Source organism: Bradyrhizobium sp. BLXBL-03 (genome assembly GCF_051853015.1).
GTDB lineage: Bacteria > Pseudomonadota > Alphaproteobacteria > Rhizobiales > Xanthobacteraceae > Bradyrhizobium > Bradyrhizobium manausense.
The window spans coordinates 232,799-255,705 of the sequence record NZ_CP182470.1 but is presented as its reverse complement, the minus strand read 5'-3'; the positions used below and the strand labels follow the sequence as shown (position 1 = coordinate 255,705).

Here is a 22,907-nt window from a genome sequence, read left to right as displayed (position 1 = left end):
CGAATTAGCGAGCCGGGGACACCCGGCTCGCATTATTTTGACCACCATAGCCTGACGGTATCGATTCGATTTGCCGCGTGGCGTAACGAAAGCGGCCGGACCGGCGTATAATCACCGACACCGACGTTCAGGACGGAACCACCATGTCGAGCCTTACCGCGACCGACGAGCAAATCAGCGCCACCAAGGCCAAGGTGATCCAGCCGGCCTGGGTCCGCGTCATGCACTGGACCAACGCCGTCGCCATGATCCTGATGATCATGTCGGGCTGGCAGATCTACAACGCCTCGCCGCTGTTCGACTTCCGCTTCTCCCATGACATCACGCTGGGCGGCTGGCTCGGCGGCGCGCTGCTCTGGCATTTTGCGGCGATGTGGCTGCTGATGGTCAACGGCCTCGCCTATCTCATCACCGGTTTCGCCACCGGCCGCTTCCGGAAAAAGCTGCTGCCGATCACGCCCTCAGGCGTGATCCACGACGTCCAGGCGGCCTTGTCGTTCAAGCTCGCCCATGACGATCTCACCGTCTACAATTACGTGCAGCGGCTGCTCTATGCCGGCATCATCGTGGTCGGCGTGCTGATCGTGCTGTCGGGCCTGTCGATGTGGAAGCCGGTGCAATTGCACTGGCTGGTGACGTTGTTCGGCGACTATCCGACCGCGCGCTACGTCCATTTCTTCTGCATGGCCGCGATCTGCGCCTTCCTCGTCATTCACGTGCTGCTCGCGCTCTTGGTGCCGAAGAGCCTGCGCGCGATGATCATCGGCCGCTGAGGAGGAGACCATGGCCAAGCGCTCATTCCTGATCCCCGGCGTCGACAAGCGGCTGCTGATCAAGGACTCCCTCAAGGTGATGCCCGATCTCACCCGCCGCCGCATCATCGCCGGCGGCGCCAGCCTCGGGGCGCTGACGCTGCTCACCGGCTGCGACGTGATCGATTCGTCCTCGGCCGAGGAGATGCTGAAGTCCGTCTCGAAGTTCAACGACGCGGTGCAGGATTTCATCTTCAATCCCGACGCGCTGGCGCCGACCTTTCCCGAGAGCGCGATTACGAAGCCGTTCCCGTTCAACGCCTATTACGATCTCGACGACGCGCCTGAGGTCTCGGCCGCGGATTGGAAACTCGAGGTGCGCGGCCTGGTCGATAACAAGAAATCCTGGACGCTGGACGAGCTCTATAAGCTGCCGCAGTTCACGCAAATCACGCGTCACATTTGCGTCGAAGGCTGGAGCGCGATCGGCAGCTGGACCGGCACGCCCTTGCGCGATTTCCTCAAGCTTGTCGGCGCCGACACCCGCGCGAAATACGTCTGGTTCCAGTGCGCCGACAAGGACGGATACAACTCGCCCCTGGACATGCGCACCGCGCTGCATCCGCAGACGCAGATGACATTCAAATATGCGGGCGAGATCCTGCCGCGCGCCTACGGTTTTCCGATGAAGATTCGCGTGCCGACAAAGCTCGGCTTCAAGAACCCGAAATACGTCGTCTCGATGGAAGTCACCAACGACTACAAGGGCGGCTATTGGGAAGACCAGGGCTATAATTCGTTCAGTGGGAGCTAGCGGCGAACTCCCCTGCCGTAGGGTGGGCAAAGGCGCGCAGCGCCGTGCCCACCGTCTCTCTCTCGATCGCGAAAAATGCGTGGGCACGCTTCGCTTTGCCCACCCTACGGCACCGGTTGCTTTGCCGGCCCCACCTTCCGTTGCAGCAGCGCAAGCACCGCGCCCAACGCCAGCAGCGCCGCCGATACATTGAGCGCGTAGCTCAAGCTCCCCAGCGCGTCCGTGATCGCGCCGACCACGATCGGGCCGAGCGTCTGGCCGATGCCGAACGAGATCGTCATCGCCGCGATTGCGGTCGGCCACATCGGCGGCGGATAGTTGAAGCGCACGAAGGCAGTGGTCGAGCCGACGACCGCGAAGAAGGCGACGCCGAACACCAGCGCCGAGATTGCGAGCCATGCGGGCGAGTGCCCGAGGATCGGCAAGGCCGCGCCAACAGCGTTGGTGCCGAGGATGATCGCGGTGGCGAGACCGCCGCGATCGAGCGCGAGCACACCCCGCCAGGCCCAGGGCGTGACGAACGCACTCATGCCGATCAGGCCCCAGAATGCCGCCTGCGCCGCGGCCCCGCCGCCGCCGTCGCGCACATAGGCGATCATGAAGGTCATGTAGGCGATGTAACCGGCGCCGAACAGGAAATAGGCGGCGAGATAGATCAGCACCGGGAGAACTGCGAAGGCGCCGTTTCTGCCTTCGGAAAAGCCCGCGCCGCTCTCGATCCGCACCAGAAACAGTGGCACGGTCATCGCGGCCGAGAGCAGCGTCATTGCCCACCACACGATCCACCATGAGCCCGGACCGAAATGCTGCAGCGTGAACGGTGCGATCAGCCCGGAGGCGAGAATGCCGATTCCGGGCCCGGCGTAAAACAGGCTCAGCAGGAAATTGGCCCGTTCAGGGCGCGACTGCGCGATTGAAGCCGCCAGCGCGCCGCCGGCGACGAAGCCGGCCGCGGCCCCGAGGCCGAGCACCAGGCGGGCGAGGCTCAGCGCGATGAAATTCCCCGTCAGTGCACAGGTGGCCAGCGCGGCGAGGCAGGCGAGGGTTCCGCCGCGGATCGCCGCCGACCAGCCAATGCGCTGGATCAGCCGGGACGCGGCCAGCGCCCCCACGAGGTAGCCGACGGCGTTGATGGTGTTCATGAAACCCGCCGCCGAGTAGGACCAGCCGAGGTCCTCCCGCATGTCGGGCAGCACCAGCGCATAGGCAAAGCGGCCGATGCCGAGCCCGACGGTTGCGGCCAGCGACAGGGTCAGGATCAGCCGCGCGGGATGCGCGACAGGTGGGCGGCGAGGTGCGGGCAAGGGGGTACTCCGGCGGGGCGCAGTGTGGCAGGCCCGGTCCGCCTTGCACAGCCGCACCCCGGCAATGGTGTCTTGCCAAGCGCGCAACGCCGCTCTAGCACTCCGGCCGAATTTCATCCTGCTCGTCATGCCCGGGCTTGACCCGGGCATCGATCTTTCAAAAAAGCTGGATTGCCGGGTCAAGCCCGGCAATGCCGAGGAAAACTGAGGAAGAACTGATATGGCGACCCACAAATTGCTGCTGCTCCCCGGCGACGGTATCGGCCCCGAGGTGATGGGCGAGGTGAAGCGGCTGATCGACTGGCTCAATTCATCAGGGATCGCCAAATTCGAGACCGATACGGGCCTGGTCGGCGGCTCCGCCTATGACGCCCACAAGGTGTCGATCTCCGAAGGCGACATGGCCAAGGCCAAGGACGCCGATGCCGTGATCTTCGGCGCGGTCGGCGGTCCGAAATGGGATTCGGTGCCTTATGAGGTCCGCCCGGAAGCCGGCCTCTTGCGCCTGCGCAAGGATCTCGCTCTGTTCGCCAACCTCCGCCCGGCGGTGTGCTATCCGGCGCTGGCCGATGCCTCCAGCCTGAAGCGCGAGGCGGTCGAGGGCCTCGACATCGTCATCGTGCGCGAACTCACCGGCGGCGTCTATTTCGGCGAGCCCAAGACCATCACCGATCTCGGCAACGGCCAGAAGCGCGCCATCGATACCCAGGTCTACGACACCTATGAGATCGAGCGCATCGGCCGCGTCGCCTTCGAGCTTGCCAGGAAGCGCAAGAACAAGGTGACCTCGATGGAGAAGCGCAACGTCATGAAGTCGGGCGTGCTCTGGAACGAGGTCATGACCCAGCTCCACAAGCGCGAATATCCTGACGTCACGCTCGAGCACCAGCTCGCCGATTCCGGCGGCATGATGCTGGTGAAATGGCCGAAGCAGTTCGACGTCATCGTCACCGACAACCTGTTCGGCGACATGCTGTCCGACATCGCCGCGATGCTCACCGGCTCGCTCGGCATGCTGCCCTCGGCCTCGCTCGGCGAGGTCGACGCCAAGACCGGGAAGCGCAAGGCGCTGTACGAGCCGGTGCACGGCTCGGCCCCTGATATCGCCGGCAAGGGTCTCGCCAATCCGATCGCGATGATCTCGTCCTTCGGCATGGCGCTGCGTTATTCCTTCGACATGGGCGATCTCGCCGACAAGGTCGACCAGGCGATCGCCGCAGTGCTCGCCAGCGGTCTTCGCACCGCCGACATCAAGTCGGAAGGCACCACCGCCGCCTCGACCACGCAAATGGGCGAAGCGATTTTGAAGGAATTGCAGAAGCTGCACGCGTAAGAACGCTGTCGTAGGGTGGTTAGCCCTGCGGAATGCGCGAAGCGCAATTCGCTGGGCGTAACCCACCTCTTCTGTGTCCGCGGAAACGAAAGTGGTGGGTTACGCCGCGCGACTACGCTTCGCGCAGCCACGCAGCTAACCCACCCTATGAAGTCAGGAGCCCGTTCATGGACGCACCCCGCCCCAAGATCGCGGAAACCTTCGTCCATGACACGGTGCGCCAGCGCGAGGCGCAGATCGGGCGGCGTTGCGAGATCCTTAGCCATACCCGCATCGAATACGCCGCGCTCGGCGATTACTCCTATCTCGGCGAAAACTGCGACGTCGCCGACGCCGTGATCGGCAAGTTCACCGCCATCGCCAATTCGGTGCGGATCGGCGCGCCCAATCATCCGATGGGGCGGCCGTCGCAGCATCGCTTCACCTATGTCCCCGAATATTACGAGGCGGGCGCAACGCGCGATCGCGACTTCTTCGCCGATCGCCGCGACGACCGCGTCATCGTCGGCAATGATGTCTGGATCGGCCACGCCGCGATCCTGCTGCCGGGCGTCAGCGTCGGCGACGGCGCGGTGATCGGCGCGGGCGCCGTCGTCAGCCGCGATGTCGCGCCCTATACCATCGTCGGCGGCGTGCCTGCGCGCGCCATCCGCAAGCGCTTCGATGATGCTGTCGCGGCAAGCCTGCGCCGCATCGCCTGGTGGGATTGGCCGGACGAGCTGATCTTCGAACGCCTCGCCGATTTCCGCTCCGAGGCAATCGAGGAGTTTTGCCGGCGCTATGATCCGGCTTTTGCGGCTGGCCGCTGAATGGTAGGGTGGGTTAGCCTTGCGATTGCGCGAAGCGCAATTCGCATGGCGTAACCCACCTCTTCTGTCGCTGCGGAAACCAAAGTGGTGGGTTACGCCACGCAGATGCGCTCCGCGCATCTGCAGGGCTAACTCACCCTACGAGATCTCGCAAAAACAAAAATGGCCGGGCGCGAGCCCGGCCTTTTGATTCGAACGATGTGCCCGCTCAGTACAGGGGGAAATTCTGCGGGTAGCCGCCGACATCGGCCGGGGTCGCCAGCGGCTGGCGATCGATCGGGCGGTTGAGGTTTTCGCGGGCGAAGGACGGATAACCGACGGCCGGCGGGAAGGCGTAATCGCTGAACTTGCGGTCGCCTGGATTGACCTCGGTGCCGCCGTCGAGCCAGGAGCGCTTGCTCACGTAAATACGGGTACGGCCCTGCTGGTAGACCGCGTTGGGGCCGCTGGGACCGTAATAGATCCGGCCGCGATCGTCATAGCGCTGCTTGGTCCTGGTGTCGGCCGAAGCCGGCGCCGCAAAGGCCACAGCGACAACAGCGCCAGCCGCAAGCCAGGCCGCCAGTTTGGCAGAGAAATTCAAGCTCATCACGTCCCCTTCAGGCGGCAAGCCGCCAGTCGATTTCACCCCATACTAGCGCGGCCGAGGGCACTGCAACTAGGTCTATTCAGTCACACCAAGACGGAATAATCGGGCCCGCCGGCAAAAGTTGCATGAATACCAGCGACTTGAGCTTGATGCGGGTCAAAGCGCGCCGCGCAATTGCGCATTCGCCGCGCCCAGCAGCCAGTCGGCCGAGCCTGGAGACGAGCCCTGGGGATCACAGGCGCGGCGCTTCAGCTCGGCATGGGCGAACATCTCCGCCAGCTTCGGCTCGTTGCCCGAGGTCAGCAGCGTCAGCCGGTTCAGCGTGCAGCCGATCGCGGCGCGCCGGGCCGGCATGGTGTCGCCCTGGCAGGAGAAGCCGGAGATCTGCAGCGGTGGCTCCTCGTTGCGCTTGAGATAGCCGAGGCACGCCGGCGAGCCGTCCGCTGTGCCCGATGGCCGAAACAGGGCGACAGGGCCGAACTTGGTGTCGATCAGGCCGGCCTGCTCCAGCGCGGTGGTCGCCGCGAGGCCCATTTGGATGGCGAGGCCGGCGGCTGCCGGACGCGTCACGTCGAATTCGTTGCCTTCCCGGTAAATCTCGAGCTCGGCCCAAGGTCTGTCGGCGTTGCCAGCCCAGCGCATGACGTCGCGGCGGCCGCCTTCGGGGTGCCTGAAAATCGTATAAGAGGCTGTTTTCTCTGATGTATCGAGCCGGCTGAGGGCGAAGGCCGGATGCGAACGGTCAGCGATAGCCCAGCCCGGCCTCGCGGCGGGCTGGTCGTCACGCAAATGGGGCAGCTGGCCGAGCCCGGCAAGCGCCAGGATGGCAAACAGGGCCAGCGCCCCCACATAGGCGAACAGGCGCGCCAGCGTGCCGACCACCTCGTCGGCGAAATTGGCGAGCGCCAGATGGATCTGGGTGGGGTTTGCGGCCGTGCTGGCCTCAGGCGACTGCATCCACGGCCTTCAGGCAGGGTCCAACGTTGTCTTGAGGCCGGTTCTCGCATAGAAGCGCTGCTCTTCCTGTTTAAGCGTCAGCTTCAGGAACGGGCTTTTTCATCGGAGAGTGAACGATGGGTTACAAAGTCGCAGTCGTCGGCGCGACCGGCAATGTCGGACGGGAAATGCTCAACATCCTCGATGAGCGCAAATTTCCTGCGGACGAGGTCGTGGCCCTGGCGTCACGCCGCAGCGTCGGCGTCGAGGTCTCCTATGGCGACCGTACCCTGAAGGTCAAAGCGCTCGAGCATTACGATTTCTCCGATGTCGACATCTGCCTGATGTCTGCGGGCGGCTCGGTGTCGAAGGAATGGTCGCCGAAGATCGGCGCCGCCGGCGCCGTCGTGATCGACAATTCATCGGCCTGGCGCATGGACCCGGACGTGCCGCTGATCGTGCCCGAGGTGAACGCGGCCGCGACCGAAGGCTTCAGGAAGAAGAACATCATCGCCAACCCGAACTGCTCGACCGCGCAGCTCGTGGTCGCGCTGAAGCCGCTGCACGACAAGGCCACCATCAAGCGCGTCGTGGTCTCGACCTATCAATCGGTGTCGGGCGCCGGCAAGGATGCCATGGACGAATTGTTCTCGCAGACCAAGGCCGTCTACACCAATGACGAGCTGGTCGCGAAGAAGTTTCCCAAGCGCATCGCTTTCAACGTCATCCCCCACATCGATGTCTTCATGGAGGACGGCTACACCAAGGAAGAGTGGAAGATGATGGCGGAGACCAAGAAGATCCTTGATCCCAAGATCAAGCTCTCCGCGACCTGCGTGCGCGTGCCGGTCTTCGTCGGCCACTCCGAGGCCGTCAACATCGAGTTCGAGAATCCGATCAGCGCCGACGAAGCGCGCAACATCCTGCGCGTGGCGCCCGGCTGTCTCGTCATCGACAAGCAGGAGCCCGGCGGCTACGCCACGCCGTATGAAGCCGCCGGCGAGGACGCCACCTATATCAGCCGCATCCGCGAGGACGCGACGGTGGAGAACGGACTCGTGCTGTGGTGCGTATCGGACAATTTGCGCAAGGGCGCCGCGCTGAACGCGATCCAGATCGCCGAAGTCCTGATCAACCGCAAGCTGATCAGCGCAAAGAAGCAGGCGGCGTAAAGAAGATGTAGAATGTAGATGGGGTAACGGGCACGGAGGCCTCCCAAGCCAGCCGCGCTAGCTACGGCGCTATTTGAAGGCGCGCGTCGCGCGGCTGGCTTGGGAGGCGGTCGTCCCTCAGACTGATGGTATCAAACGGAGTCGGGCAAGCCCGCTCCAAGCATCATTGAGGAACGACCATGCACCACTATGCCGGAATCGACGTATCATTGGAATGCTCAAGCGTGTGTGTTGTTGACGCCAGCGGCAAGATTTTGCGGGAGGCCAAGGTGACGAGCGAGCCGGAGGCACTGATCGCCTGGTTCCACGGTTTGGGTTTGGGCCTCGAGCGGATCGGGCTGGAAGCCGGACCGCTGTCACAATGGCTGTTTGCGGCGATGAAGGCTGCCGGTCTTGCAGTGGAGCTACTGGAGACGCGGCACGTCCGCAAAGCCTTTGAGGCGATGCCGGTGAAGTCTGACCGCAACGATGCGCGCGGCATCGCCCAGTTGATGCGGCTCGGCTGGTTCCGCCCGGTGCATTGCAAGTCGATGGACGCGCAGGAGACGCGCACGGTGTTGACCGCCCGCAAGCTGGTGCAGTCGAAGTTGCGCGATGTCGAGAACAGCCTGCGCGGGATCTTGCGCGGGTTTGGGCTCAAGGTCGGACCGACGACAGAACGAAGTTTTTGCGGACGGATCCGTGAGCTGGTGGCAGGTCACCCGAACCTGGAGACCGTCGCAGAGGCCTTGCTGGCGGTACACGCTGTGCTGCTGCGCGAGTTCAACGGTTTTGAGAAGCAGGTTCGTCGGATGGCGCGTTCCGATGCCAAAGCCAAGCTGCTGATGTCGACCCCGAGCGTCGGACCGGTTGTGTCGCTCACCTATGCTTCGGCAATTGACGATCCAGCCCGATTCAAATCGTCCAAGCAAGTGGGGGCGCATTTCGGGATAACCCCGAAGAAGTATCAGTCCGGCGAGACCGACTATACCGGTCGGATCAGCAAGATCGGTGACGCTTCGGTGCGCACCGCGCTCTACGAGGCCGCACACATCATGCTGACCAAGCCGCTCAAAGGCTGCACCGAGCTGAAGAGCTGGGCGATGCGGATCGCCAAGCGAGCCGGCATGAGCAAGGCGAAGGTCGCGCTGGCGCGCAGATTAGCTGTGATCATGCATCGGATGCTGGTCGATGGGACGCCGTTCAATCCAGCCCACAAGAAAATCGCTGCTGCAGCTTAAACAAGGAGGCAAAAGGTTTTCGAGCGGGTCACGACACCTCCCTCTCGAAGCGAAGTCCCCTCGCCGGGACGATGGATCAGGTCAGACCGCAACCCATCCAGTGGCCCTTGCGACCACGCGAACGTAGATTGGTCGGCCTATCCTCTTCAAACCCCATCAGGTGGCGGCCTTGCGCCGACCCCGTACAGAAGCAAGACCCCGGCGAACGGTACGACGCAAAAAAGGGATTGACCTTTGAAAGCCCGTTACAGAAGGGTGGGTTAGCCGCGCGGCTGCGCGAAGCGCAGGCGCTCGGCGTAACCCACCTCTCTCATTTCCGCGGTGACAGAAGCGGTGGCTTACGCCAAGCGGTTTGCGCTTCGCGCAATCCGCAGGGCCAACCCACCCTACGAATTCACGTCACGCTCCGCGCGCTCCTGAATTCCTTGCTCGCCTGGTCCAGCACGAACAGCGTCCCTTCCGCGACGCCGAAATAGGCGCCGTGCAGCTGCATCTGGCCGCTCTCGACGGCCTTGCGCACGAACGGGAACGTCATCAGGTTTTCGAGGCTGCGGAACACTGCGGCCTTTTCGATGCGCTCGACGAACTGCGCCATGGTCTCGTGGTCGCGCTGCTCCACCACTTCGCCCGGCTTGATGAACATCTGCATCCATTTGCCGATGAAGTCGCCCGGCGTGAGCGGCTCGATCTTGTCGACGAAGGCGCGGATGCCGCCGCATTGCGCGTGGCCGAGCACCACGATGTGCTTCACCTTCAGCACCGTCACCGCATATTCCAGCGCGGCCGAGACGCCGTGCGCGTTGGCGTCGGGCTGATAGGTCGGCACCAGATTGGCGATGTTGCGGACCACGAACAATTCGCCGGGCCCGACATCGAAAATCGCCTCGGGCGCGACGCGGCTGTCGCAGCAGCCGATCACCATCACTTCGGGCGACTGTCCCTTCACCGACAGCTCGCGATAGCGGTGCTGCTCGGCCGGCAACCGGTTGGTGGCGAAGGCGTTGTAGCCGTCCAGCAAATGCTTCGGGAATGTGATCATGGCCTATGCCTAATCATAGACCGCCACGGCGAACAAGCCTTTCGAATGGGCAGGCCAGATGCTATCGCCTCCAACCTGGAACATGTCCGAGCCATCAGGAAGGAACGCAGCATGACCCGCCCGCGCCGCAGCCATCTGTTCATGCCCGGCTCCAATCCTCGCGCCCTTGAAAAGGCAAGGAATCTCGCCGCCGACGGCCTGATCCTGGACCTCGAGGATTCCGTCGCTCCTGACGCCAAGTCCGCGGCGCGCGACGGCATAGCCGCCGCGATCGCTGCAAAGGGCTTCGGCAAGCGCGAGGTCCTGATCCGGACCAACGGTCTCGAGACGCAGTGGTGGGCCGAAGACGTCGCCATGGCCGCCAAGGCTTCGCCTGACGGCATCCTGGTTCCAAAAGTTTCAAGCATCGAGGATCTCCGGAGCATCGGCCGCGACCTCGCCCATCTCGGCGCCGCGCCATCAGTGAAGGTCTGGGCGATGATCGAGACCGCGCGCGGTGTGCTGCATGCCGAGGAGCTGGCCGTGGCCGGGCGCGATCCATCGTGCCGCCTCGCCGGCTTTGTGTTCGGCCCCAACGACATCTCGCGCGAGACGCGGATCAGGATGCTGCCCGGCCGCACCGCGATGATCCCGATGATCACGCATTGCATCCTGGCGACGCGCGCCGCCGGCCTCGAGATCCTCGATGGTCCCTATAGCGACATCGCCAACCCCGACGGCTTCGCCACCGAATGCGCGCAAGCGCGCGATCTCGGCTTCGACGGCAAGACGCTGATTCATCCCTCGCAAATCGAAGCCTGCAACGCGATCTTCACGCCTCCGGAAGAGGAAGTCGCGCGCGCGCGAAAAATCATCGCGGCGTTCGAGTTGCCGGAAAACGTCTCGCGCGGCGCGATCCGCCTCGACGGCGCGATGGTGGAGCGCCTGCACGCCGACATGGCGCGCCGCACCATCGCGATCGCGGACGCGATTGCCGCGATGAGCAAGGGCTGAGGTGTGAGCCAGTCCGCTTTGTCAACCTGGACTGCATCGGAACGCGGGTCGTTTTGAGGCTTTAAACGCCGCGAATGCATTGATTTGCCGCGCAGGTTTCTGATCACGACCGCGCGAAAATCGGCCGCGGTTGCTGCCGTTGACTTGCATAAGGCCCACGTCGCAAGGTAATGCCGGAAAGAATTGAAAATACTGGGTCCAACCTGGTGTGAGGTATCCTCATGACGGCTCTTGCGGAAGTGGCTGCTCCGGCCAATCTCGTCGACGAACTCACTGCACATGCGGTGCGCAGCATCGAGGCCGCTGATCATTCCGCGTCTCCGTTTCCCCACATCGTGTTCCGCGATTTCTTCCCCGCGGATTTCTACCGGGACATGATCCGGAGCGTGCCGACCCAAGGCTACGATCCGATCACCGGTACGGGGACACGGATGGCGCTGCGCCTCTACGGTGAAAATGTCGACAAGATCGAGCCGTCATTGCGCCCCGCATGGGCGGCCGTGTCGGCCATGCTGACCTCGAAGCCTGTCGAGCAGGCGATCCGGAACCGGCTGCATGACGGGCTCGAGATTCGCGCCCGCGGCGACAAGGTGGCCAAGGCTGAGGATCTGACGCTGGTGGCAAAGCCGGTCGTCTATGTCGACAGGGACGGCTATCAGATCAAGCCGCATCCGGACACGCGCAAGAAGGTCGTGACGATGCAGCTGTATTGCCCGGCCGACGACAGCCAGGAAGCGCTGGGAACGACGCTCTACCAGGCTTCGCTCAAGGGCCTGTTTCACGTCGGCTCCTATTGTCTCGAGCCCGTGAAGACGATCCCGTTCCTGCCCAATGTCGGCTACGCCTTCGTGGTCCTGAAGGCCTATCACACCCTGACCCGGATGAGCTGGCACGGCCGTCCGCAGATCCATACCGATCGTGACCGGGTCACCATTCTCAACACGTTCTATGTGAACGAGACCGTCGGCTTCTGATCGTTGGGTCTGGACCGCGACCGGTTCGTCGCCAGTCGCGAGTACCACCGCCGCCTCGTCAGATCGTCTGGCCCCCGGACACCTCGACGCGCTGGGCCGTGATCCAGCGGTTGTCAGGACCGAGCAGGCTCGCGACCATCGGCCCGATGTCGTCTGGCAGGCCGACGCGGCCGAGCGCGGTCATTTGTGCAAATTGCTTGTTCAGATCAGGCATGTCCCGGACGGCTCCGCCGAGGAAGTCGGTTTCGATCGCACCCGGCGCGACGACGTTGGCTGTGATGCCGCGTCCGCCGAACTCCTTGGCCATATAGACCGTCAAGACCTCGATCGCGCCCTTCGCGGCTGCATAGGCGGAGAAGCCGGGGAAGGACACGCGCGTCAGCCCGCTGGAGAAGTTGATGATCCGGCCGTTGTCGGCAAGCAGCGGTAGCAAGGCCTGTGTCAGAAAGAATGGCCCTTTGACATGCGTGTCGAACAGGGCGTCGAATTGCAGCTCTGTCGTCTCGGCGATGGAAGCCATCTCGCCCTGGCCGGCATTGTTGACGAGATGATCGAACGTGGTCGCGCCCCAATGCATAGTCAGCGTCGATCGAACCTCTGCGACGAACGCGGGAAATGACGAGACGGAGGTAACGTCGAGTTCGAGCGCGACGGCCTTCCGGCCGAGCGCCTCGATCTCGGTGACGACCTCGCGGGCGGCGGAGGCGCCGCTGCGATACGTCACGATCACATCGCCGCCGTGACGCGCGATGGCGATCGCGGTGTTGCGGCCAAGACCCCGGCTGGCGCCAGTGACGAGCGAAATGGTGGGCATCGGAAGTTCCTGGTGGAGTTGCGGTGAGTTGCTTCTGCCCGCGATCGATCGTCCGATGTTGCCGGATCCTCGGATCCTCTTGCCCAACACTCCAGAATGCGGCGGCGGCGGACTTGCCCAAAACTCCTGCTTTTCTGCCTGATTGCCCGGCGTTGTTGCTTGCGCGCCGGGCTCGGCCTAAAATTGGCGCGTGACCGAAACGCTGCTCCAGATCGCCAGTCGTTATTCCGCGGCTCACGCCGACGACAAAGGCATCGCCTCCACCCCCTTCGCCGGTGTCTCGATCATCCGCGAGACCGCGCCGAGCGCGCTCCTGTACGCGATCTCCAAGCCTCTGGTCGCATTGGTCCTGCAAGGCGCCAAACGTGTCGCGACCGGCCGGACGTCCTTCGACTTTGGTGCAGGCGATTCGCTGTTGATTGCGAGTGATGTGCCGACTGTCAGCCAGATCACGCGCGCGACGGCGGCGGCACCGTATCTTTCGCTCGTCCTCGAGCTCGACCCCACAATCATCGAAGGACTGGTGGTCGAGATGGGTTCGCTCCCGTTCATTCCGTCCCAACCGCTACGGGTCGAGCCTACGGAACAGGAGGTTGCGGATGTGGCGCTCCGCTTGTTGCGCCTGATCGACCGTCCTTCAGCCTTGCCGATCTTGCAGGGCCAGTTGCTGCGCGAGCTGCACTACTGGCTGCTGGCAGGACGGCACGGTGGCGCCATCAGGGCCCTCGGCATTGCCGACAGCCATGCCAAACGGATCGGCCGCGCCGTTGCCATCATCCGTGCCGACTACGCCAAGCCGTTGCACATCGACCGGCTGGCCAGAGCCGCTGGCATGAGCCCGTCGGCGTTTCACGCGCACTTCCGGAGCGTCACGTCGTTGACCCCGCTCAAGTTTCAGAAGCAGCTGCGCCTGATCGAGGCGCGTCGCGCGATGCTGGCGGATGCTGCGAGCATCGCGGCCGCAGCCCATCAGGTCGGCTACGAAAGCGTCACGCAGTTCACGCGCGAATATTGTCGGCTGTTCGGGATGCCGCCCGGGCGCGACATGCGCGAGATGAAACGGCGCGCCGAAACGGCGGCGTGAAAGGTTGCTGATGGCGACGATCGACAAGGTCTACATCCTCGATGGCGGTATTGCAGAGGTCGAGGATGGCTCGATCTACTCTCCCGGCATCAATGTCGGCGTCCCCATGACGCTGAGTTGCAATGCCTATCTCATCAGTCATCATGGCGAATGGCTGATCTGGGATACGGGAATCGAGGATGCGCTGGTGAAATACCCGGAAGGACGGATCATCGCGCATGGCATACGCGGCATCGTGCGTCGTCCCATCGCCGACCAGTTGGATGAAATCGGCGTGCGGCCCCGCGATGTCGGCACGATCGTCCTGTCCCATGCCCATTTCGATCACATCGGAAATGTCGATCTGTTCGAAAACGCAAAATGGATCGCTCAGCGAGCCGAGTTTGAGGCGATGTTCGGACCGGAGCCTGACGAGTTCGGCTACTCGCTGCCGCACTACAAGGTGTTGAAGGAGCGGCCTTACGAGATCGTCGATGGTGACCACGACATCTTCGGAGACGGCGCCGTGCGCATGATCTTCACGCCGGGCCATACTCCAGGGCATTGCTCGCTGATGGTAAGGTTGCCGCGGCGCGGCGCCGTCCTGCTGAGCGGCGACGTCGCGCACAACAGGGAGAACCTCCGGCACATGCGCGTGCCGTCCTTCAATGCGGACCAGCAGGCAACGGTCGCGTCCATGGCCAAAGTCGTCGAATTGCTTCGCGCCGAGAACGCCGAAATCTGGATCAATCACGATACGGCGCAGAGTGAGGGGCTACCTCACGTGCCAGACTGGATCGCGTGAACGCCCGCGCGTCAACGCGGCGCGACCTCAGTGCGATCGAGCGATTCCAGCGTCGCGGCGTTGCCGCAATAGCCGTGATAGTTTTCAGCCGCGGTGCCGTCGGCAAGATCGCGGTCGCACTCGCCCTTATTATGGCAGAGCGAGCAGACCCGCTCCATATCGCGCAGCAGCAGCGGCTGTGCGCGTCCGAGTCCCTCCGCGCTGATGCCAAGCTGCTCCAGCATCTTCGGTAATTCGTCGGCGGCATGCTGGCCGTTGCGGACCAGCTCTTCGAGGTCGTCAGGCGCGATCCTGAGATCGTTCGCGATCCGGTCGAAATCGAAGCGATCAAGCTGCCGCATCTCGGCCATCTCGCGGCGATGCTTCAGCCAACTCGCGAAGGACTCGATGAGGTCCTGGACGATGGGGTAGGGACTGCTTGCGGTGCTCATGGAAGCTCCATTCGAACGTCGGAACTGGAGCAACACTAGGCAAAATGATGCAGGAGCGCGTTGCGCTGGATCAAATCACGAAGATTGTCAGCGAGCTTGCGCCGCCTCTCCCGCTTGCGGGAGAGGTCGGGGAGAAGGGTTTCTCCTCGATCGGACAGTCCCCTGGAGGAGAACGCCCTCACCCGCGTCGCTTCGCTCCGCGGCTCGATGATTCCAAATGACCTCGGATGCGCTTGCGGCCCGTGATCATGGCCCGGATCAGGTTTTCGCGCTGGAGCAGGCTCATCAGCACCACGCCTGCAACGTGCAGCAGGACCAGGATCATGACCGCGTCCGATGCGAAGGCATGCGTGTCCTCGATCCACCAGACGCCGAAGAGGGTGACTGTCACCGACAGCGCGCCTGTGATCGCCGAGACGGCAATTGACAGCAGCAGCGCCACCAGCATCAGCGTCCCGGCGGGATTGAGCCCGATATAGCGGCCGGTGATGCCGCGGCGCAGGTTCCAGAGATAGGAGGGCGCGGCACGAAGGCGGACGCCGATCAAGCGAAAGCGTGAATAGCGGCTGCCCCAGAAGCCCCAGGCCAAACGGAAGACGAGAAGCCCGATCACCGCATAGCCGACGATGCGGTGAAGCCTGTCGTAGACGGTGGGTGTGAACCACGCCACCAGGACGCACGCTGCGAGAGCCCAATGCCAGATCCGGAGCGGAAGGTCCCAGATTGCGACCGTCCGATCCGCGGGGGTCCGTTTCGACCCCCCGCACGTGTCTGATACCGCGTTGCCGCTCAAGCCGGGACCACTTTCAAAGCATAAGCCCTACCTGGCAAACTTACTTGGCAAACCTACTTGGCAAACCTACTTGGCGATCGTGTGCTTCAGGCTGAGATCTTCCGGGCTGTAGAACAGCTCATAGAGCTTGCCTTCCTTGACGCCATAGACCTCATAGCAGGAGCCTTCGATCTTGGAGCGACGCACTTCGTAACCCAGCGCCGTCGCCTTGGCTTCGGCGTCGCTGGCCGGCTTCCACGACGCCTTGTCGAGCTTGGTGCAATTCTTGAAACCGTCGGCCATCGCCGTCGATCCAGCGCCGAGTCCGATCGCCAATGCCATGGCAACAACACGAATGACCTTCACGAACATCTCCTTTCCGTCATCTGCGCACCGCGTTGCGCGAGGCGCGTCCGAAGGAAGCAAAGGCGGGCATGAAGTCAATCGGCTCGGGTAGGGCGTGATTTAGATAAGCTCTAACGTCGGAGAAAATTGACGATGGCAGTCGTTGCGACGATCAGTAACCGGCCGCCGCCATCACCACGACGGCCGTGAGCGCCATCCAGCCGAAGTGGCGACCACGCGTCGCCCAAGCGTTGGCGCAGGCGGAAAGGCCGAACACGCCGATCATGGTGAGGACGATCCAGCGACGCGCCGAGGCTGAATCCATCCAGGGCGCGGCGACCAACAGCACACCGCAGCCGATCCAGGCCACCGTCGAAGCCTGCCAGACCAGGCGGACCAGGGTGCGGAGCCGCGGCGGCTCGATGGTGGCACGGGGAAAGACCTTGGCTTCTCCGAGATAGCCATGGATGAGCGCCACGATGATGGCGCCGACGCCGGCACACTGCAGCAAGAGATCACGCATCAAGGCCTCCATACATCAGTGTACGGTGGGATAAGGGCTGGCCTGCCGGCTGTCAATACACTAGTGTATGGTCTGGGATCGGAACCCGACATGACCGAACAGCTCACCGCCGACGACTGGATCAGCCAGGGCATCAAGGCGCTCACCAGAGGCGGCTTTACCGCGCTGAAGGCCGATCCATTGGCAAGGGCCATGGGCGTCTCGCGCGGCAGCTTCTACTGGCATTTTGCCGATCTCGGCGCGTTCCACGCCGCCGTGCTGAGGCGCTGGCGCGAGATCGCGGCCGAGGAGATCATCGCTCGCGTCGAGGCCGACAGCGACGAGCCGCTCAGAGCGCTGCTGCGCAGGACCTTCGGCGCCCGGCTCGACCTGGAGCGCGCGGTGCGTAACTGGGCGGCGTTCGACGCGGCGGCGCAGGCGGCAGTCCGCGCCATCGACCGCCGCAGGCTCGATTATATCCAGGCCTTGCTGGCGAAACGGGGACTCGATGCCGCGACAGCGCAGGCGCGCGCGCAAATCCTGTACTGGACCTTTCTCGGCTTCGCGCTCTCGGCAGCGCCCGTGCCGAGCGCGCGGCTCCAGGGCCTGCTCGACGAGATCCTGAAGATGGTCTCTGGCTAGCGTTTGACGCGTTTTCTTAACGCGAACCGGCGTCCACTTCGCTTGAAAACGCTACGGCCGGTGATGGGCGACCGCGAATTTCTGTGTTAGAGGCAAGCCAATGCCGGAGACCCCTATGAACGCGCCCACCGAACGCCCCGAAAACAGCGTCGATCCGAAACTGCTGGAGATCCTGGTCTGCCCGCTGACCAAGGGCCCGCTGGAATTCGACGCGGCCAAGCAGGAGCTGGTCTCGCGGTCTGCGAGACTCGCTTATCCGATCCGCGACGGCATTCCGATCATGCTGCCGGAAGAGGCGAGGAAGATCGACTAAGCGAGTAGGGAGTGGCGAGTGGCGAATCGCAAAACTCTACTCGCCACTCTTTATTCGCTACTCGCCTACAACGCCTCGCCCTTTAGCAGGCGAGGGATTTCGCCGGTGAGGCCGGCCGCCTGGCGGATGAAGAGATTCTTCAGAGGCGGGGTGCGGTCGACGATGCCGAGTCCGATGTCGCGGACGGTGCGCAGTAGCGTCGACTTATTCGAGAACAGGAAGTTGAGCGAGTTGGTGGCAACGCCCATCGCCATGGTGTCGAAACGACGCCAGCGCTGGTAGCGTTCGAGCACGTCAGCGCCACCGAGATCCATGCCGAGCCGCGCGGCATCGACCACCACCTCGGCCAGCGCGGCGACATCCTTCAGCCCCATGTTGAGGCCTTGCCCCGCGATCGGGTGAATGACGTGGGCCGCATCGCCGACCAGCGCGAGGCGCTCGGCGACGAAGGAGCGCGCGACGAAATAGGACAGCGGAAACGCGCGCGGCTTGTCCAGCGCCTTGACCTCGCCGAGATGCAAGCCGAAACGCTGCTCGAGCTCGCCGTGAAATTCCTCGTCGCCAAGCCCGATGATGCGTGCGGCCTCGGCGCGACGCTCGGTCCAGACCAGCGAGGAGCGCCTTCCGGTCAGCGGCAAAATCGCAAACGGGCCCGCGGGCAAAAAGTGCTCTTCGGCGCGGCCTTCGTGATCGCGCTCGTGGCCGACGGTGACGACGATGCCGGATTGGTCGTAGTCCCAGCCATGGGTGGCGATGCCGGCGCGCTCGCGCAGCTTCGATTTCGCACCGTCGGCTGCGACCAGGAGACTGGCCGCAATCTTGCTGCCATCGCCAAGCGTGACGTCAATGCCATCGGCGCTGGCGTCGTAGGACGCGACGGTGGTTGCGCGAAGATCGATGCCGGCGGCTTCGGCGCGGCCCACCAGCGCATCGATCAGCCGACGGTTCTCGACCATGTGCGCGAAGGGTTCGCCCGGCGCGACGTCGCCGGCGAAATTCAGGAAGGTCGGACGCGTGGCGTCCTCCAGCTTCGAATCCGTGACGACCATGTCGAGGATCGGCTGCGCCTCGGCTTTCACATCGTCCCAGGCGCCGAGCACCTCGAACAGGCGGCGGCAGGCGGCCACGATCGCGGTTGCGCGGGGATCCCGGCTTGGCCGTGAGCTGAGCGCGGGATCGGCGACGATGACGGCAATCTCGGGGCCGAGCCCCTGACGCAGTGCCAGCGCGAGCGCCAGGCCCGCAAATGCGCCGCCGCCGATGACTATGTGACCTTGTACCGACATGCCAAGTTTTCTCTGCCAAACTTCCCAGTCAATTCTCGGGTCTTGCTAGCAGACTTGAGCTGGGCGAAACAGGGCGGTGAAACAAGGGCGGAACGGCCCGTCTGTGTCATTCCGGGGCGCGACAAAGTCGCGAACCCGGAATCCGGAGGTTATCAGCTCGAGATTCCGGGTTCGCACTGCGTGCGCCCCGGAATGACGACAATGCGAAAGCACCACCATGTCCAAAAGCCTGATCGACCTGATTTCCATCCTCGACCTCGAGCAGCTCGAGGTGAATTTGTTCCGCGGCAACAGCCCGAAGACGAGCTGGCAGCGGGTGTTCGGCGGCCAGGTGATCGGGCAGGCGATGGTCGCGGCCTGCCGCACGGTCGAGGGCCGGCTGCCGCATTCGCTGCATTGCTATTTCATCCTGCCGGGCGATCCGCAGATCCCGATCATCTACCAGGTCGAACGTCTGCGCGACGGCAAGAGCTATTCGACGCGCCGCGTCACCGCAATCCAGCACGGCAACGCGATCTTCTCGATGATGGTATCGTTCCATGCCGAGGAAGAGACCGCGTTCGACCACCAGGACAAGATGCCTGACGTGCCGCCGCCGGACAAGCTCACCGCGGAGGAGGTGGCGAAGCAGCCGATGTTCCGCGAGATGCCGGAGTTCATCCGCCGCTACTACGAATCCGATCGGCCGATCGAGCTGCGCCCGGTCGAGCTCGGCCGTTACTTCGGCCAGAAGATCGAGGACGGCCGCATCCATGTCTGGATCAAGACGGCGGCCAAGCTGCCCGACGATCCGGCGCTGCATATGTGCGCGCTGGCCTATGCCTCGGACTTCTCGCTGCTGGATGCGATCATGGCGCGCTATGGCCGCACGCTGTTCGACAAGCGCATGATGCCGGCAAGCCTCGACCACGCGATGTGGTTTCACCGCCCGTTCCGCGCCGACGAATGGCTGCTTTATTCGCAGGATTCGCCGAGCGCGCAAGGCGGCCGCGGCCTGACCCGCGGCTCGATCTTCAAGCCTGACGGCACGCTGGTCGCCTCGGTCGCGCAGGAGGGCTCCGTGCGTGAGCGCAGGAACTGATGATCCCGAGCGCGAATTCATCGCGCTCGAGATGGCTTGATTGTGGTTACATCGATCCGCGCGGCGCGAGCTCGGTCTGCGATGCGAACCAGTTCATGATCCAGCGATAGACCCACGGAATCGGGATGATGAAGCTGCACAGGATCGCCGCCACGATGCCGCGCCAGAGAATCCCGAGCCCGCTGCCCCTGAAAATGATCTCCCGACGCGTGCCCTCGATATTGCGATAGATCCAGCGCAGCTGGGCGGCCGCGACCCAGGCCCATCCGATGATGGTGATGAGGGAAATCGCGAACAACAGGTTCCAGCCGATATAGCCGAGCACCGAGCCGTTGAAGCTGAGGCCGAGCGGCTGCCCGTTGGATGCGATGTTCGCGATCATCCATTTGAGCAGCATCCAGTAGAGAACGATCTGGACGATGTAGAAAGCGGTGCTCAGGATCTGGCTGCCGATGTAGCCGATCACAATTGCCAGAACGATGAAGCCGAAGAACCAGGGCACCATCGTCATTGCATTGCCGGTGAAGGACAGGTTCGGCCGCCCCGGGACCTTGACGCAGGATACGATCCATTTCGTGTACCAGACGAACACCCACGGCACCGGAATGACGAGGCACGAGAGGATCAGCATCACCAGCGTGCGCCAGGTGAAGTCGACGATCCCGAAATCGACCGACAGCGATCCGCCGGCGGCGCTGCCCGCGCCGGTATAGGCGCCACCACCCATCATCGGCGGCCCCCCGGTCGGAATGATCGGCGGCGAGCCGCCGCCGGAGATCAATCCAGGAATTTCGGCGGCCTTCTGCCAGCCGGCCATGCCCTCGGACCACACCAGCGTATCCGCGCGCACGACGCCTTGCGCGATCAGGTCGCGGAATTGCCCCTCCGGATAGGGTCCCTGCTGCTTGCCCTCGGATGCGTAGAACCAACTCGCCATGACGCGCCCCCCAAAATACTTATGTACCGCTCAGCCGGCGCGGGTTCACCGCATCCATGCCAAAAATGCATTGTGAGCGACGAACGGATGCCCTGTACAGAGGCGGCCGTTCACATGACCGCCCTTGGCCAAGCGTTTTTCCGCTTCAATCTGCAAGTTTTTTGTGCCATTTGCCCGGAAAGATGCCAGATTGACGCATCGCCGGGGACACACGGCGGGCGCATCCCGGGGAACAGGCTGAATCATGAAACTCGTCGTCGCGATCATCAAACCCTTCAAGCTCGATGAAGTCCGTCAGGCCCTGACGGCGATCGGCGTCCACGGCATGACCGTGACCGAGGTGAAGGGCTATGGCCGCCAGAAGGGGCACACCGAGATCTATCGCGGCGCGGAATACGTCGTGAACTTCCTGCCCAAGCTGCGGATCGAGATCGCGGTTGCCTCCGACGTCGCCGAGAAGGCGGTCGCGGTGATCACAGCCACGGCGCGCACCGGGCAAATCGGCGACGGCAAGATCTTCGTCACGCCGATCGACCATGCGCTGCGCATCCGCACCGGCGAGACCGACAGCGACGCGCTCTAGCTCCAAGTTCTTCATCGTCGATCGCATCGGCAACGACGCCACAGCGTGCGACGCCATCACTATGCCGGGGAAAATGACATGGCGGGATTGTTGCGCCGCGTAGCCGCTATGGCTGCGCCGATTGGGTTTGCGTTGTTCAAGGCTGCGCCGGCGCGGGCCGCGACATCAGAGATCAACACCGCCGACACCGCCTGGATGATCGTCGCCACCGCGCTGGTGCTGATGATGACGATCCCAGGACTGGCGCTGTTCTATTCCGGCATGGTGCGCAAGAAGAACGTGCTCGCGACCATGGCGCAGAGCCTTGCCGCGGTGACCCTGATCTCCATTCTCTGGGTGGCGTTCGGCTATTCGCTGTGCTTCGTCGGCGACGGCCCATGGCTCGGCACGCTCGATCGCTGGTTCCTCGCCGGCATGACCATGGACAGCGTCAGCCCGGCAGCGAAGACGATCCCCGAAGCGCTGTTCATGCTGTACCAGATGACGTTTGCGATCATCACGGTGGCGCTGGTCGCGGGCTCGGTCGCCGACCGGATGCGGTTCTCCGCCTACCTGCTGTTCTCGGTCGCCTGGTTCATCTTCGTCTACATTCCGCTGGCGCATTGGATCTGGGGCGGCGGCTTCCTCAACAGCATGGGCGTGCTGGATTTCGCCGGCGGCCTCGTCGTGCATCTGTCGGCCGGCACCGGCGGGCTCGTCGCGGCAAAGGTGATGGGACGGCGGCACGGCTATGGCACCGAAAATCTTTCGCCGTTCGATCTGTCGCTGGCGGTGATGGGCACGGGCCTGTTGTGGGTCGGCTGGTTCGGCTTCAACGGCGGCTCGGCGGGTGCGGCCAATTCGCGCGCGGTGATGGCGATCATCGCAACGCATCTGGCAGCCTGCTCCGGCGCGCTGACCTGGGGCGCGATCGAATGGTCGACGCGACGCAAGCCCTCCGTGCTCGGCATGATCTCGGGCGCGGTCGCCGGCCTTGGCACCATCACGCCGGCCTCGGGCTTTGTCGCACCGTGGCACGGCATCGTCATCGGCATCGCCGCAGGCGCAGTCTGCTACTGGGCCTGCACCTGGCTGAAGCACCGCTTCAACTACGACGACTCGCTCGACGTGTTCGGCGTACACGGCATCGGCGGGCTGACCGGCACGCTGCTCGCCGGCGTCTTCGCCACCAGCGCGATCGGCGGCACCGCCGGCCTGCTCGAAGGGCATCCGCAGCAATTGCTGATCCAGCTCTACGGCGTCGCCGTCACCTTCGCCTGGTCGGCGGGCGTGAGCTTCATCCTGCTCAAGCTGGTCGGCCTGTTCGTGCCGTTGCGCGTCTCGCCGGAGCACGAGCTCGAGGGGCTCGACATTTCACAGCACGGTGAGGCGCTCCAGTAAGGGGCTTGCGCAATACAT

Annotated in this window: 27 protein-coding genes; 16 read left to right on the top strand and 11 right to left on the bottom strand. The window is 63.8% G+C overall.

The features are described from left to right. Positions 1-143 precede the first annotated feature (143 nt). The gene (locus ACNJX9_RS01230; RefSeq protein WP_057752413.1) at positions 144-773 is read left to right on the top strand and encodes a cytochrome b/b6 domain-containing protein; all 630 of its coding nucleotides are present in this window, start codon (positions 144-146) and stop codon (positions 771-773) included. 10 nt (positions 774-783) lie between these two features. Then, the gene (locus ACNJX9_RS01225; protein ID WP_439407580.1) at positions 784-1,566 is read left to right on the top strand and encodes a molybdopterin-binding protein; all 783 of its coding nucleotides are present in this window, start codon (positions 784-786) and stop codon (positions 1,564-1,566) included. 104 nt (positions 1,567-1,670) lie between these two features. Here the strand turns inward: ACNJX9_RS01225 and ACNJX9_RS01220 are convergent, their stop codons facing one another. After that, complete coding sequence (locus ACNJX9_RS01220) at positions 1,671-2,870, bottom strand: YbfB/YjiJ family MFS transporter (RefSeq protein WP_439407579.1); 1,200 nt, start codon at positions 2,868-2,870, stop codon at positions 1,671-1,673. Positions 2,871-2,913: 43 nt separating this feature from the next. Here ACNJX9_RS01220 and ACNJX9_RS01215 point away from each other — a divergent pair, with 43 nt between their 5' ends. The 3 genes from ACNJX9_RS01215 to ACNJX9_RS01205 all read left to right on the top strand — a co-directional run bounded on the left by ACNJX9_RS01215 (position 2,914) and on the right by ACNJX9_RS01205 (position 5,012). Beyond that, entirely contained in the window at positions 2,914-3,078 is a 165-nt protein-coding gene (locus ACNJX9_RS01215) for a hypothetical protein (RefSeq protein WP_439407578.1), read from the top strand. Between the two features lie 12 nt (positions 3,079-3,090). Further along, positions 3,091-4,203: a 3-isopropylmalate dehydrogenase gene (gene leuB / locus ACNJX9_RS01210; protein ID WP_439407577.1), complete on the top strand. Its 1,113-nt coding sequence runs from the start codon at positions 3,091-3,093 to the stop codon at positions 4,201-4,203. Positions 4,204-4,370: 167 nt separating this feature from the next. Further along, positions 4,371-5,012, top strand: a complete 642-nt coding sequence (locus ACNJX9_RS01205; protein ID WP_439407576.1) for a DapH/DapD/GlmU-related protein — start codon at positions 4,371-4,373, stop codon at positions 5,010-5,012. A gap of 208 nt (positions 5,013-5,220) precedes the next feature. Here the strand turns inward: ACNJX9_RS01205 and ACNJX9_RS01200 are convergent, their stop codons facing one another. Both ACNJX9_RS01200 and ACNJX9_RS01195 read right to left on the bottom strand, forming a co-directional pair. Further along, on the bottom strand, positions 5,221-5,601 hold the full coding sequence (locus tag ACNJX9_RS01200) for a hypothetical protein (protein WP_057752426.1): 381 nt from the start codon (positions 5,599-5,601) through the stop codon (positions 5,221-5,223). A gap of 156 nt (positions 5,602-5,757) precedes the next feature. After that, positions 5,758-6,558, bottom strand: a complete 801-nt coding sequence (locus ACNJX9_RS01195; protein ID WP_439407575.1) for a hypothetical protein — start codon at positions 6,556-6,558, stop codon at positions 5,758-5,760. Between the two features lie 116 nt (positions 6,559-6,674). Between ACNJX9_RS01195 and ACNJX9_RS01190 the strand changes: the two genes are divergently transcribed. Together ACNJX9_RS01190 and ACNJX9_RS01185 are read left to right on the top strand one after the other, a co-directional pair. Beyond that, positions 6,675-7,709 carry an aspartate-semialdehyde dehydrogenase gene (locus tag ACNJX9_RS01190; protein ID WP_057752433.1) on the top strand — a complete coding sequence of 345 codons (1,035 nt, stop codon included), beginning with the start codon at positions 6,675-6,677 and terminating at the stop codon, positions 7,707-7,709. A 179-nt stretch (positions 7,710-7,888) separates the two neighbouring features. Next, complete coding sequence (locus ACNJX9_RS01185; protein ID WP_439405246.1) at positions 7,889-8,929, top strand: IS110 family transposase; 1,041 nt, start codon at positions 7,889-7,891, stop codon at positions 8,927-8,929. A gap of 394 nt (positions 8,930-9,323) precedes the next feature. On the opposite strand, the gene ACNJX9_RS01180 is transcribed toward ACNJX9_RS01185, so the two are convergent. Further along, on the bottom strand, positions 9,324-9,968 hold the full coding sequence (locus ACNJX9_RS01180; RefSeq protein WP_439407574.1) for a carbonic anhydrase: 645 nt from the start codon (positions 9,966-9,968) through the stop codon (positions 9,324-9,326). Between the two features lie 111 nt (positions 9,969-10,079). Between ACNJX9_RS01180 and ACNJX9_RS01175 the strand changes: the two genes are divergently transcribed. Continuing rightward, positions 10,080-10,961, top strand: coding sequence for an HpcH/HpaI aldolase/citrate lyase family protein (locus ACNJX9_RS01175; RefSeq protein WP_439407573.1), 882 nt, complete (start codon positions 10,080-10,082; stop codon positions 10,959-10,961). A 221-nt stretch (positions 10,962-11,182) separates the two neighbouring features. Continuing rightward, positions 11,183-11,935 carry a hypothetical protein gene (locus tag ACNJX9_RS01170; protein WP_057752442.1) on the top strand — a complete coding sequence of 251 codons (753 nt, stop codon included), beginning with the start codon at positions 11,183-11,185 and terminating at the stop codon, positions 11,933-11,935. Positions 11,936-11,993: 58 nt separating this feature from the next. On the opposite strand, the gene ACNJX9_RS01165 is transcribed toward ACNJX9_RS01170, so the two are convergent. Next, positions 11,994-12,749, bottom strand: coding sequence for an SDR family NAD(P)-dependent oxidoreductase (locus ACNJX9_RS01165; RefSeq protein WP_439407572.1), 756 nt, complete (start codon positions 12,747-12,749; stop codon positions 11,994-11,996). 190 nt (positions 12,750-12,939) lie between these two features. On the opposite strand from ACNJX9_RS01165, the gene ACNJX9_RS01160 reads away from it, so the two are divergent. Both ACNJX9_RS01160 and ACNJX9_RS01155 read left to right on the top strand, forming a co-directional pair. Further along, positions 12,940-13,833 (top strand): AraC family transcriptional regulator N-terminal domain-containing protein, encoded by an 894-nt coding sequence (locus ACNJX9_RS01160; protein WP_439407571.1) that lies wholly within the window; start codon positions 12,940-12,942, stop codon positions 13,831-13,833. 10 nt (positions 13,834-13,843) lie between these two features. Further along, entirely contained in the window at positions 13,844-14,617 is a 774-nt protein-coding gene (locus ACNJX9_RS01155) for an N-acyl homoserine lactonase family protein (RefSeq protein ID WP_439407570.1), read from the top strand. A gap of 11 nt (positions 14,618-14,628) precedes the next feature. On the opposite strand, the gene ACNJX9_RS01150 is transcribed toward ACNJX9_RS01155, so the two are convergent. The 4 genes from ACNJX9_RS01150 to ACNJX9_RS01135 all read right to left on the bottom strand — a co-directional run bounded on the left by ACNJX9_RS01150 (position 14,629) and on the right by ACNJX9_RS01135 (position 16,688). After that, positions 14,629-15,048: a hypothetical protein gene (locus tag ACNJX9_RS01150; protein WP_439407569.1), complete on the bottom strand. Its 420-nt coding sequence runs from the start codon at positions 15,046-15,048 to the stop codon at positions 14,629-14,631. 178 nt (positions 15,049-15,226) lie between these two features. Then, the gene (locus ACNJX9_RS01145) at positions 15,227-15,841 is read right to left on the bottom strand and encodes a cytochrome b/b6 domain-containing protein (protein ID WP_439407568.1); all 615 of its coding nucleotides are present in this window, start codon (positions 15,839-15,841) and stop codon (positions 15,227-15,229) included. A gap of 66 nt (positions 15,842-15,907) precedes the next feature. After that, positions 15,908-16,186 (bottom strand): PepSY domain-containing protein, encoded by a 279-nt coding sequence (locus ACNJX9_RS01140; RefSeq protein WP_057752522.1) that lies wholly within the window; start codon positions 16,184-16,186, stop codon positions 15,908-15,910. Positions 16,187-16,337: 151 nt separating this feature from the next. Further along, positions 16,338-16,688, bottom strand: a complete 351-nt coding sequence (locus ACNJX9_RS01135; RefSeq protein ID WP_271600196.1) for a hypothetical protein — start codon at positions 16,686-16,688, stop codon at positions 16,338-16,340. 90 nt (positions 16,689-16,778) lie between these two features. On the opposite strand from ACNJX9_RS01135, the gene ACNJX9_RS01130 reads away from it, so the two are divergent. After that, complete coding sequence (locus ACNJX9_RS01130) at positions 16,779-17,309, top strand: TetR/AcrR family transcriptional regulator (protein WP_439407567.1); 531 nt, start codon at positions 16,779-16,781, stop codon at positions 17,307-17,309. Positions 17,310-17,424: 115 nt separating this feature from the next. After that, positions 17,425-17,622 (top strand): Trm112 family protein, encoded by a 198-nt coding sequence (locus tag ACNJX9_RS01125; RefSeq protein ID WP_057752463.1) that lies wholly within the window; start codon positions 17,425-17,427, stop codon positions 17,620-17,622. 65 nt (positions 17,623-17,687) lie between these two features. Here the strand turns inward: ACNJX9_RS01125 and ACNJX9_RS01120 are convergent, their stop codons facing one another. Continuing rightward, on the bottom strand, positions 17,688-18,908 hold the full coding sequence (locus ACNJX9_RS01120) for a ubiquinone biosynthesis hydroxylase (protein ID WP_439407566.1): 1,221 nt from the start codon (positions 18,906-18,908) through the stop codon (positions 17,688-17,690). A gap of 217 nt (positions 18,909-19,125) precedes the next feature. Between ACNJX9_RS01120 and tesB the strand changes: the two genes are divergently transcribed. After that, positions 19,126-19,989: an acyl-CoA thioesterase II gene (tesB, locus tag ACNJX9_RS01115; protein WP_439407565.1), complete on the top strand. Its 864-nt coding sequence runs from the start codon at positions 19,126-19,128 to the stop codon at positions 19,987-19,989. A gap of 46 nt (positions 19,990-20,035) precedes the next feature. Here tesB and ACNJX9_RS01110 read toward each other — a convergent pair whose 3' ends face one another. Continuing rightward, positions 20,036-20,926 (bottom strand): DUF4339 domain-containing protein, encoded by an 891-nt coding sequence (locus ACNJX9_RS01110; RefSeq protein ID WP_057752472.1) that lies wholly within the window; start codon positions 20,924-20,926, stop codon positions 20,036-20,038. 244 nt (positions 20,927-21,170) lie between these two features. On the opposite strand from ACNJX9_RS01110, the gene ACNJX9_RS01105 reads away from it, so the two are divergent. Beyond that, positions 21,171-21,509 carry a P-II family nitrogen regulator gene (locus tag ACNJX9_RS01105; protein ID WP_057752475.1) on the top strand — a complete coding sequence of 113 codons (339 nt, stop codon included), beginning with the start codon at positions 21,171-21,173 and terminating at the stop codon, positions 21,507-21,509. Between the two features lie 78 nt (positions 21,510-21,587). Further along, a complete protein-coding gene (locus tag ACNJX9_RS01100) occupies positions 21,588-22,889 on the top strand; it encodes an ammonium transporter (protein WP_057752478.1) in 1,302 nt (433 codons plus the stop codon). Positions 22,890-22,907: the final 18 nt, after the last annotated feature.

What these genes read in the sequence shown, in the direction of transcription:
- ACNJX9_RS01190 (WP_057752433.1), top strand. Translation starts at nt 6,675, where the DNA reads ATGGGTTACAAAGTCGCAGTCGTCGGCGCGACCGGCAATGTCGGACGG.
- leuB (WP_439407577.1), top strand. Translation starts at nt 3,091, where the DNA reads ATGGCGACCCACAAATTGCTGCTGCTCCCCGGCGACGGTATCGGCCCC.
- ACNJX9_RS01120 (WP_439407566.1), bottom strand. Translation starts at nt 18,908, where the DNA reads ATGTCGGTACAAGGTCACATAGTCATCGGCGGCGGCGCATTTGCGGGC.
- ACNJX9_RS01195 (WP_439407575.1), bottom strand. Translation starts at nt 6,558, where the DNA reads ATGCAGTCGCCTGAGGCCAGCACGGCCGCAAACCCCACCCAGATCCAT.
- ACNJX9_RS01105 (WP_057752475.1), top strand. Translation starts at nt 21,171, where the DNA reads ATGAAACTCGTCGTCGCGATCATCAAACCCTTCAAGCTCGATGAAGTC.
- ACNJX9_RS01130 (WP_439407567.1), top strand. Translation starts at nt 16,779, where the DNA reads ATGACCGAACAGCTCACCGCCGACGACTGGATCAGCCAGGGCATCAAG.
- ACNJX9_RS01185 (WP_439405246.1), top strand. Translation starts at nt 7,889, where the DNA reads ATGCACCACTATGCCGGAATCGACGTATCATTGGAATGCTCAAGCGTG.
- ACNJX9_RS01225 (WP_439407580.1), top strand. Translation starts at nt 784, where the DNA reads ATGGCCAAGCGCTCATTCCTGATCCCCGGCGTCGACAAGCGGCTGCTG.
- ACNJX9_RS01110 (WP_057752472.1), bottom strand. Translation starts at nt 20,926, where the DNA reads ATGGCGAGTTGGTTCTACGCATCCGAGGGCAAGCAGCAGGGACCCTAT.
- ACNJX9_RS01100 (WP_057752478.1), top strand. Translation starts at nt 21,588, where the DNA reads ATGGCGGGATTGTTGCGCCGCGTAGCCGCTATGGCTGCGCCGATTGGG.
- tesB (WP_439407565.1), top strand. Translation starts at nt 19,126, where the DNA reads ATGTCCAAAAGCCTGATCGACCTGATTTCCATCCTCGACCTCGAGCAG.
- ACNJX9_RS01165 (WP_439407572.1), bottom strand. Translation starts at nt 12,749, where the DNA reads ATGCCCACCATTTCGCTCGTCACTGGCGCCAGCCGGGGTCTTGGCCGC.
- ACNJX9_RS01200 (WP_057752426.1), bottom strand. Translation starts at nt 5,601, where the DNA reads ATGAGCTTGAATTTCTCTGCCAAACTGGCGGCCTGGCTTGCGGCTGGC.
- ACNJX9_RS01180 (WP_439407574.1), bottom strand. Translation starts at nt 9,968, where the DNA reads ATGATCACATTCCCGAAGCATTTGCTGGACGGCTACAACGCCTTCGCC.
- ACNJX9_RS01175 (WP_439407573.1), top strand. Translation starts at nt 10,080, where the DNA reads ATGACCCGCCCGCGCCGCAGCCATCTGTTCATGCCCGGCTCCAATCCT.
- ACNJX9_RS01170 (WP_057752442.1), top strand. Translation starts at nt 11,183, where the DNA reads ATGACGGCTCTTGCGGAAGTGGCTGCTCCGGCCAATCTCGTCGACGAA.
- ACNJX9_RS01135 (WP_271600196.1), bottom strand. Translation starts at nt 16,688, where the DNA reads ATGCGTGATCTCTTGCTGCAGTGTGCCGGCGTCGGCGCCATCATCGTG.
- ACNJX9_RS01205 (WP_439407576.1), top strand. Translation starts at nt 4,371, where the DNA reads ATGGACGCACCCCGCCCCAAGATCGCGGAAACCTTCGTCCATGACACG.
- ACNJX9_RS01125 (WP_057752463.1), top strand. Translation starts at nt 17,425, where the DNA reads ATGAACGCGCCCACCGAACGCCCCGAAAACAGCGTCGATCCGAAACTG.
- ACNJX9_RS01230 (WP_057752413.1), top strand. Translation starts at nt 144, where the DNA reads ATGTCGAGCCTTACCGCGACCGACGAGCAAATCAGCGCCACCAAGGCC.
- ACNJX9_RS01150 (WP_439407569.1), bottom strand. Translation starts at nt 15,048, where the DNA reads ATGAGCACCGCAAGCAGTCCCTACCCCATCGTCCAGGACCTCATCGAG.
- ACNJX9_RS01155 (WP_439407570.1), top strand. Translation starts at nt 13,844, where the DNA reads ATGGCGACGATCGACAAGGTCTACATCCTCGATGGCGGTATTGCAGAG.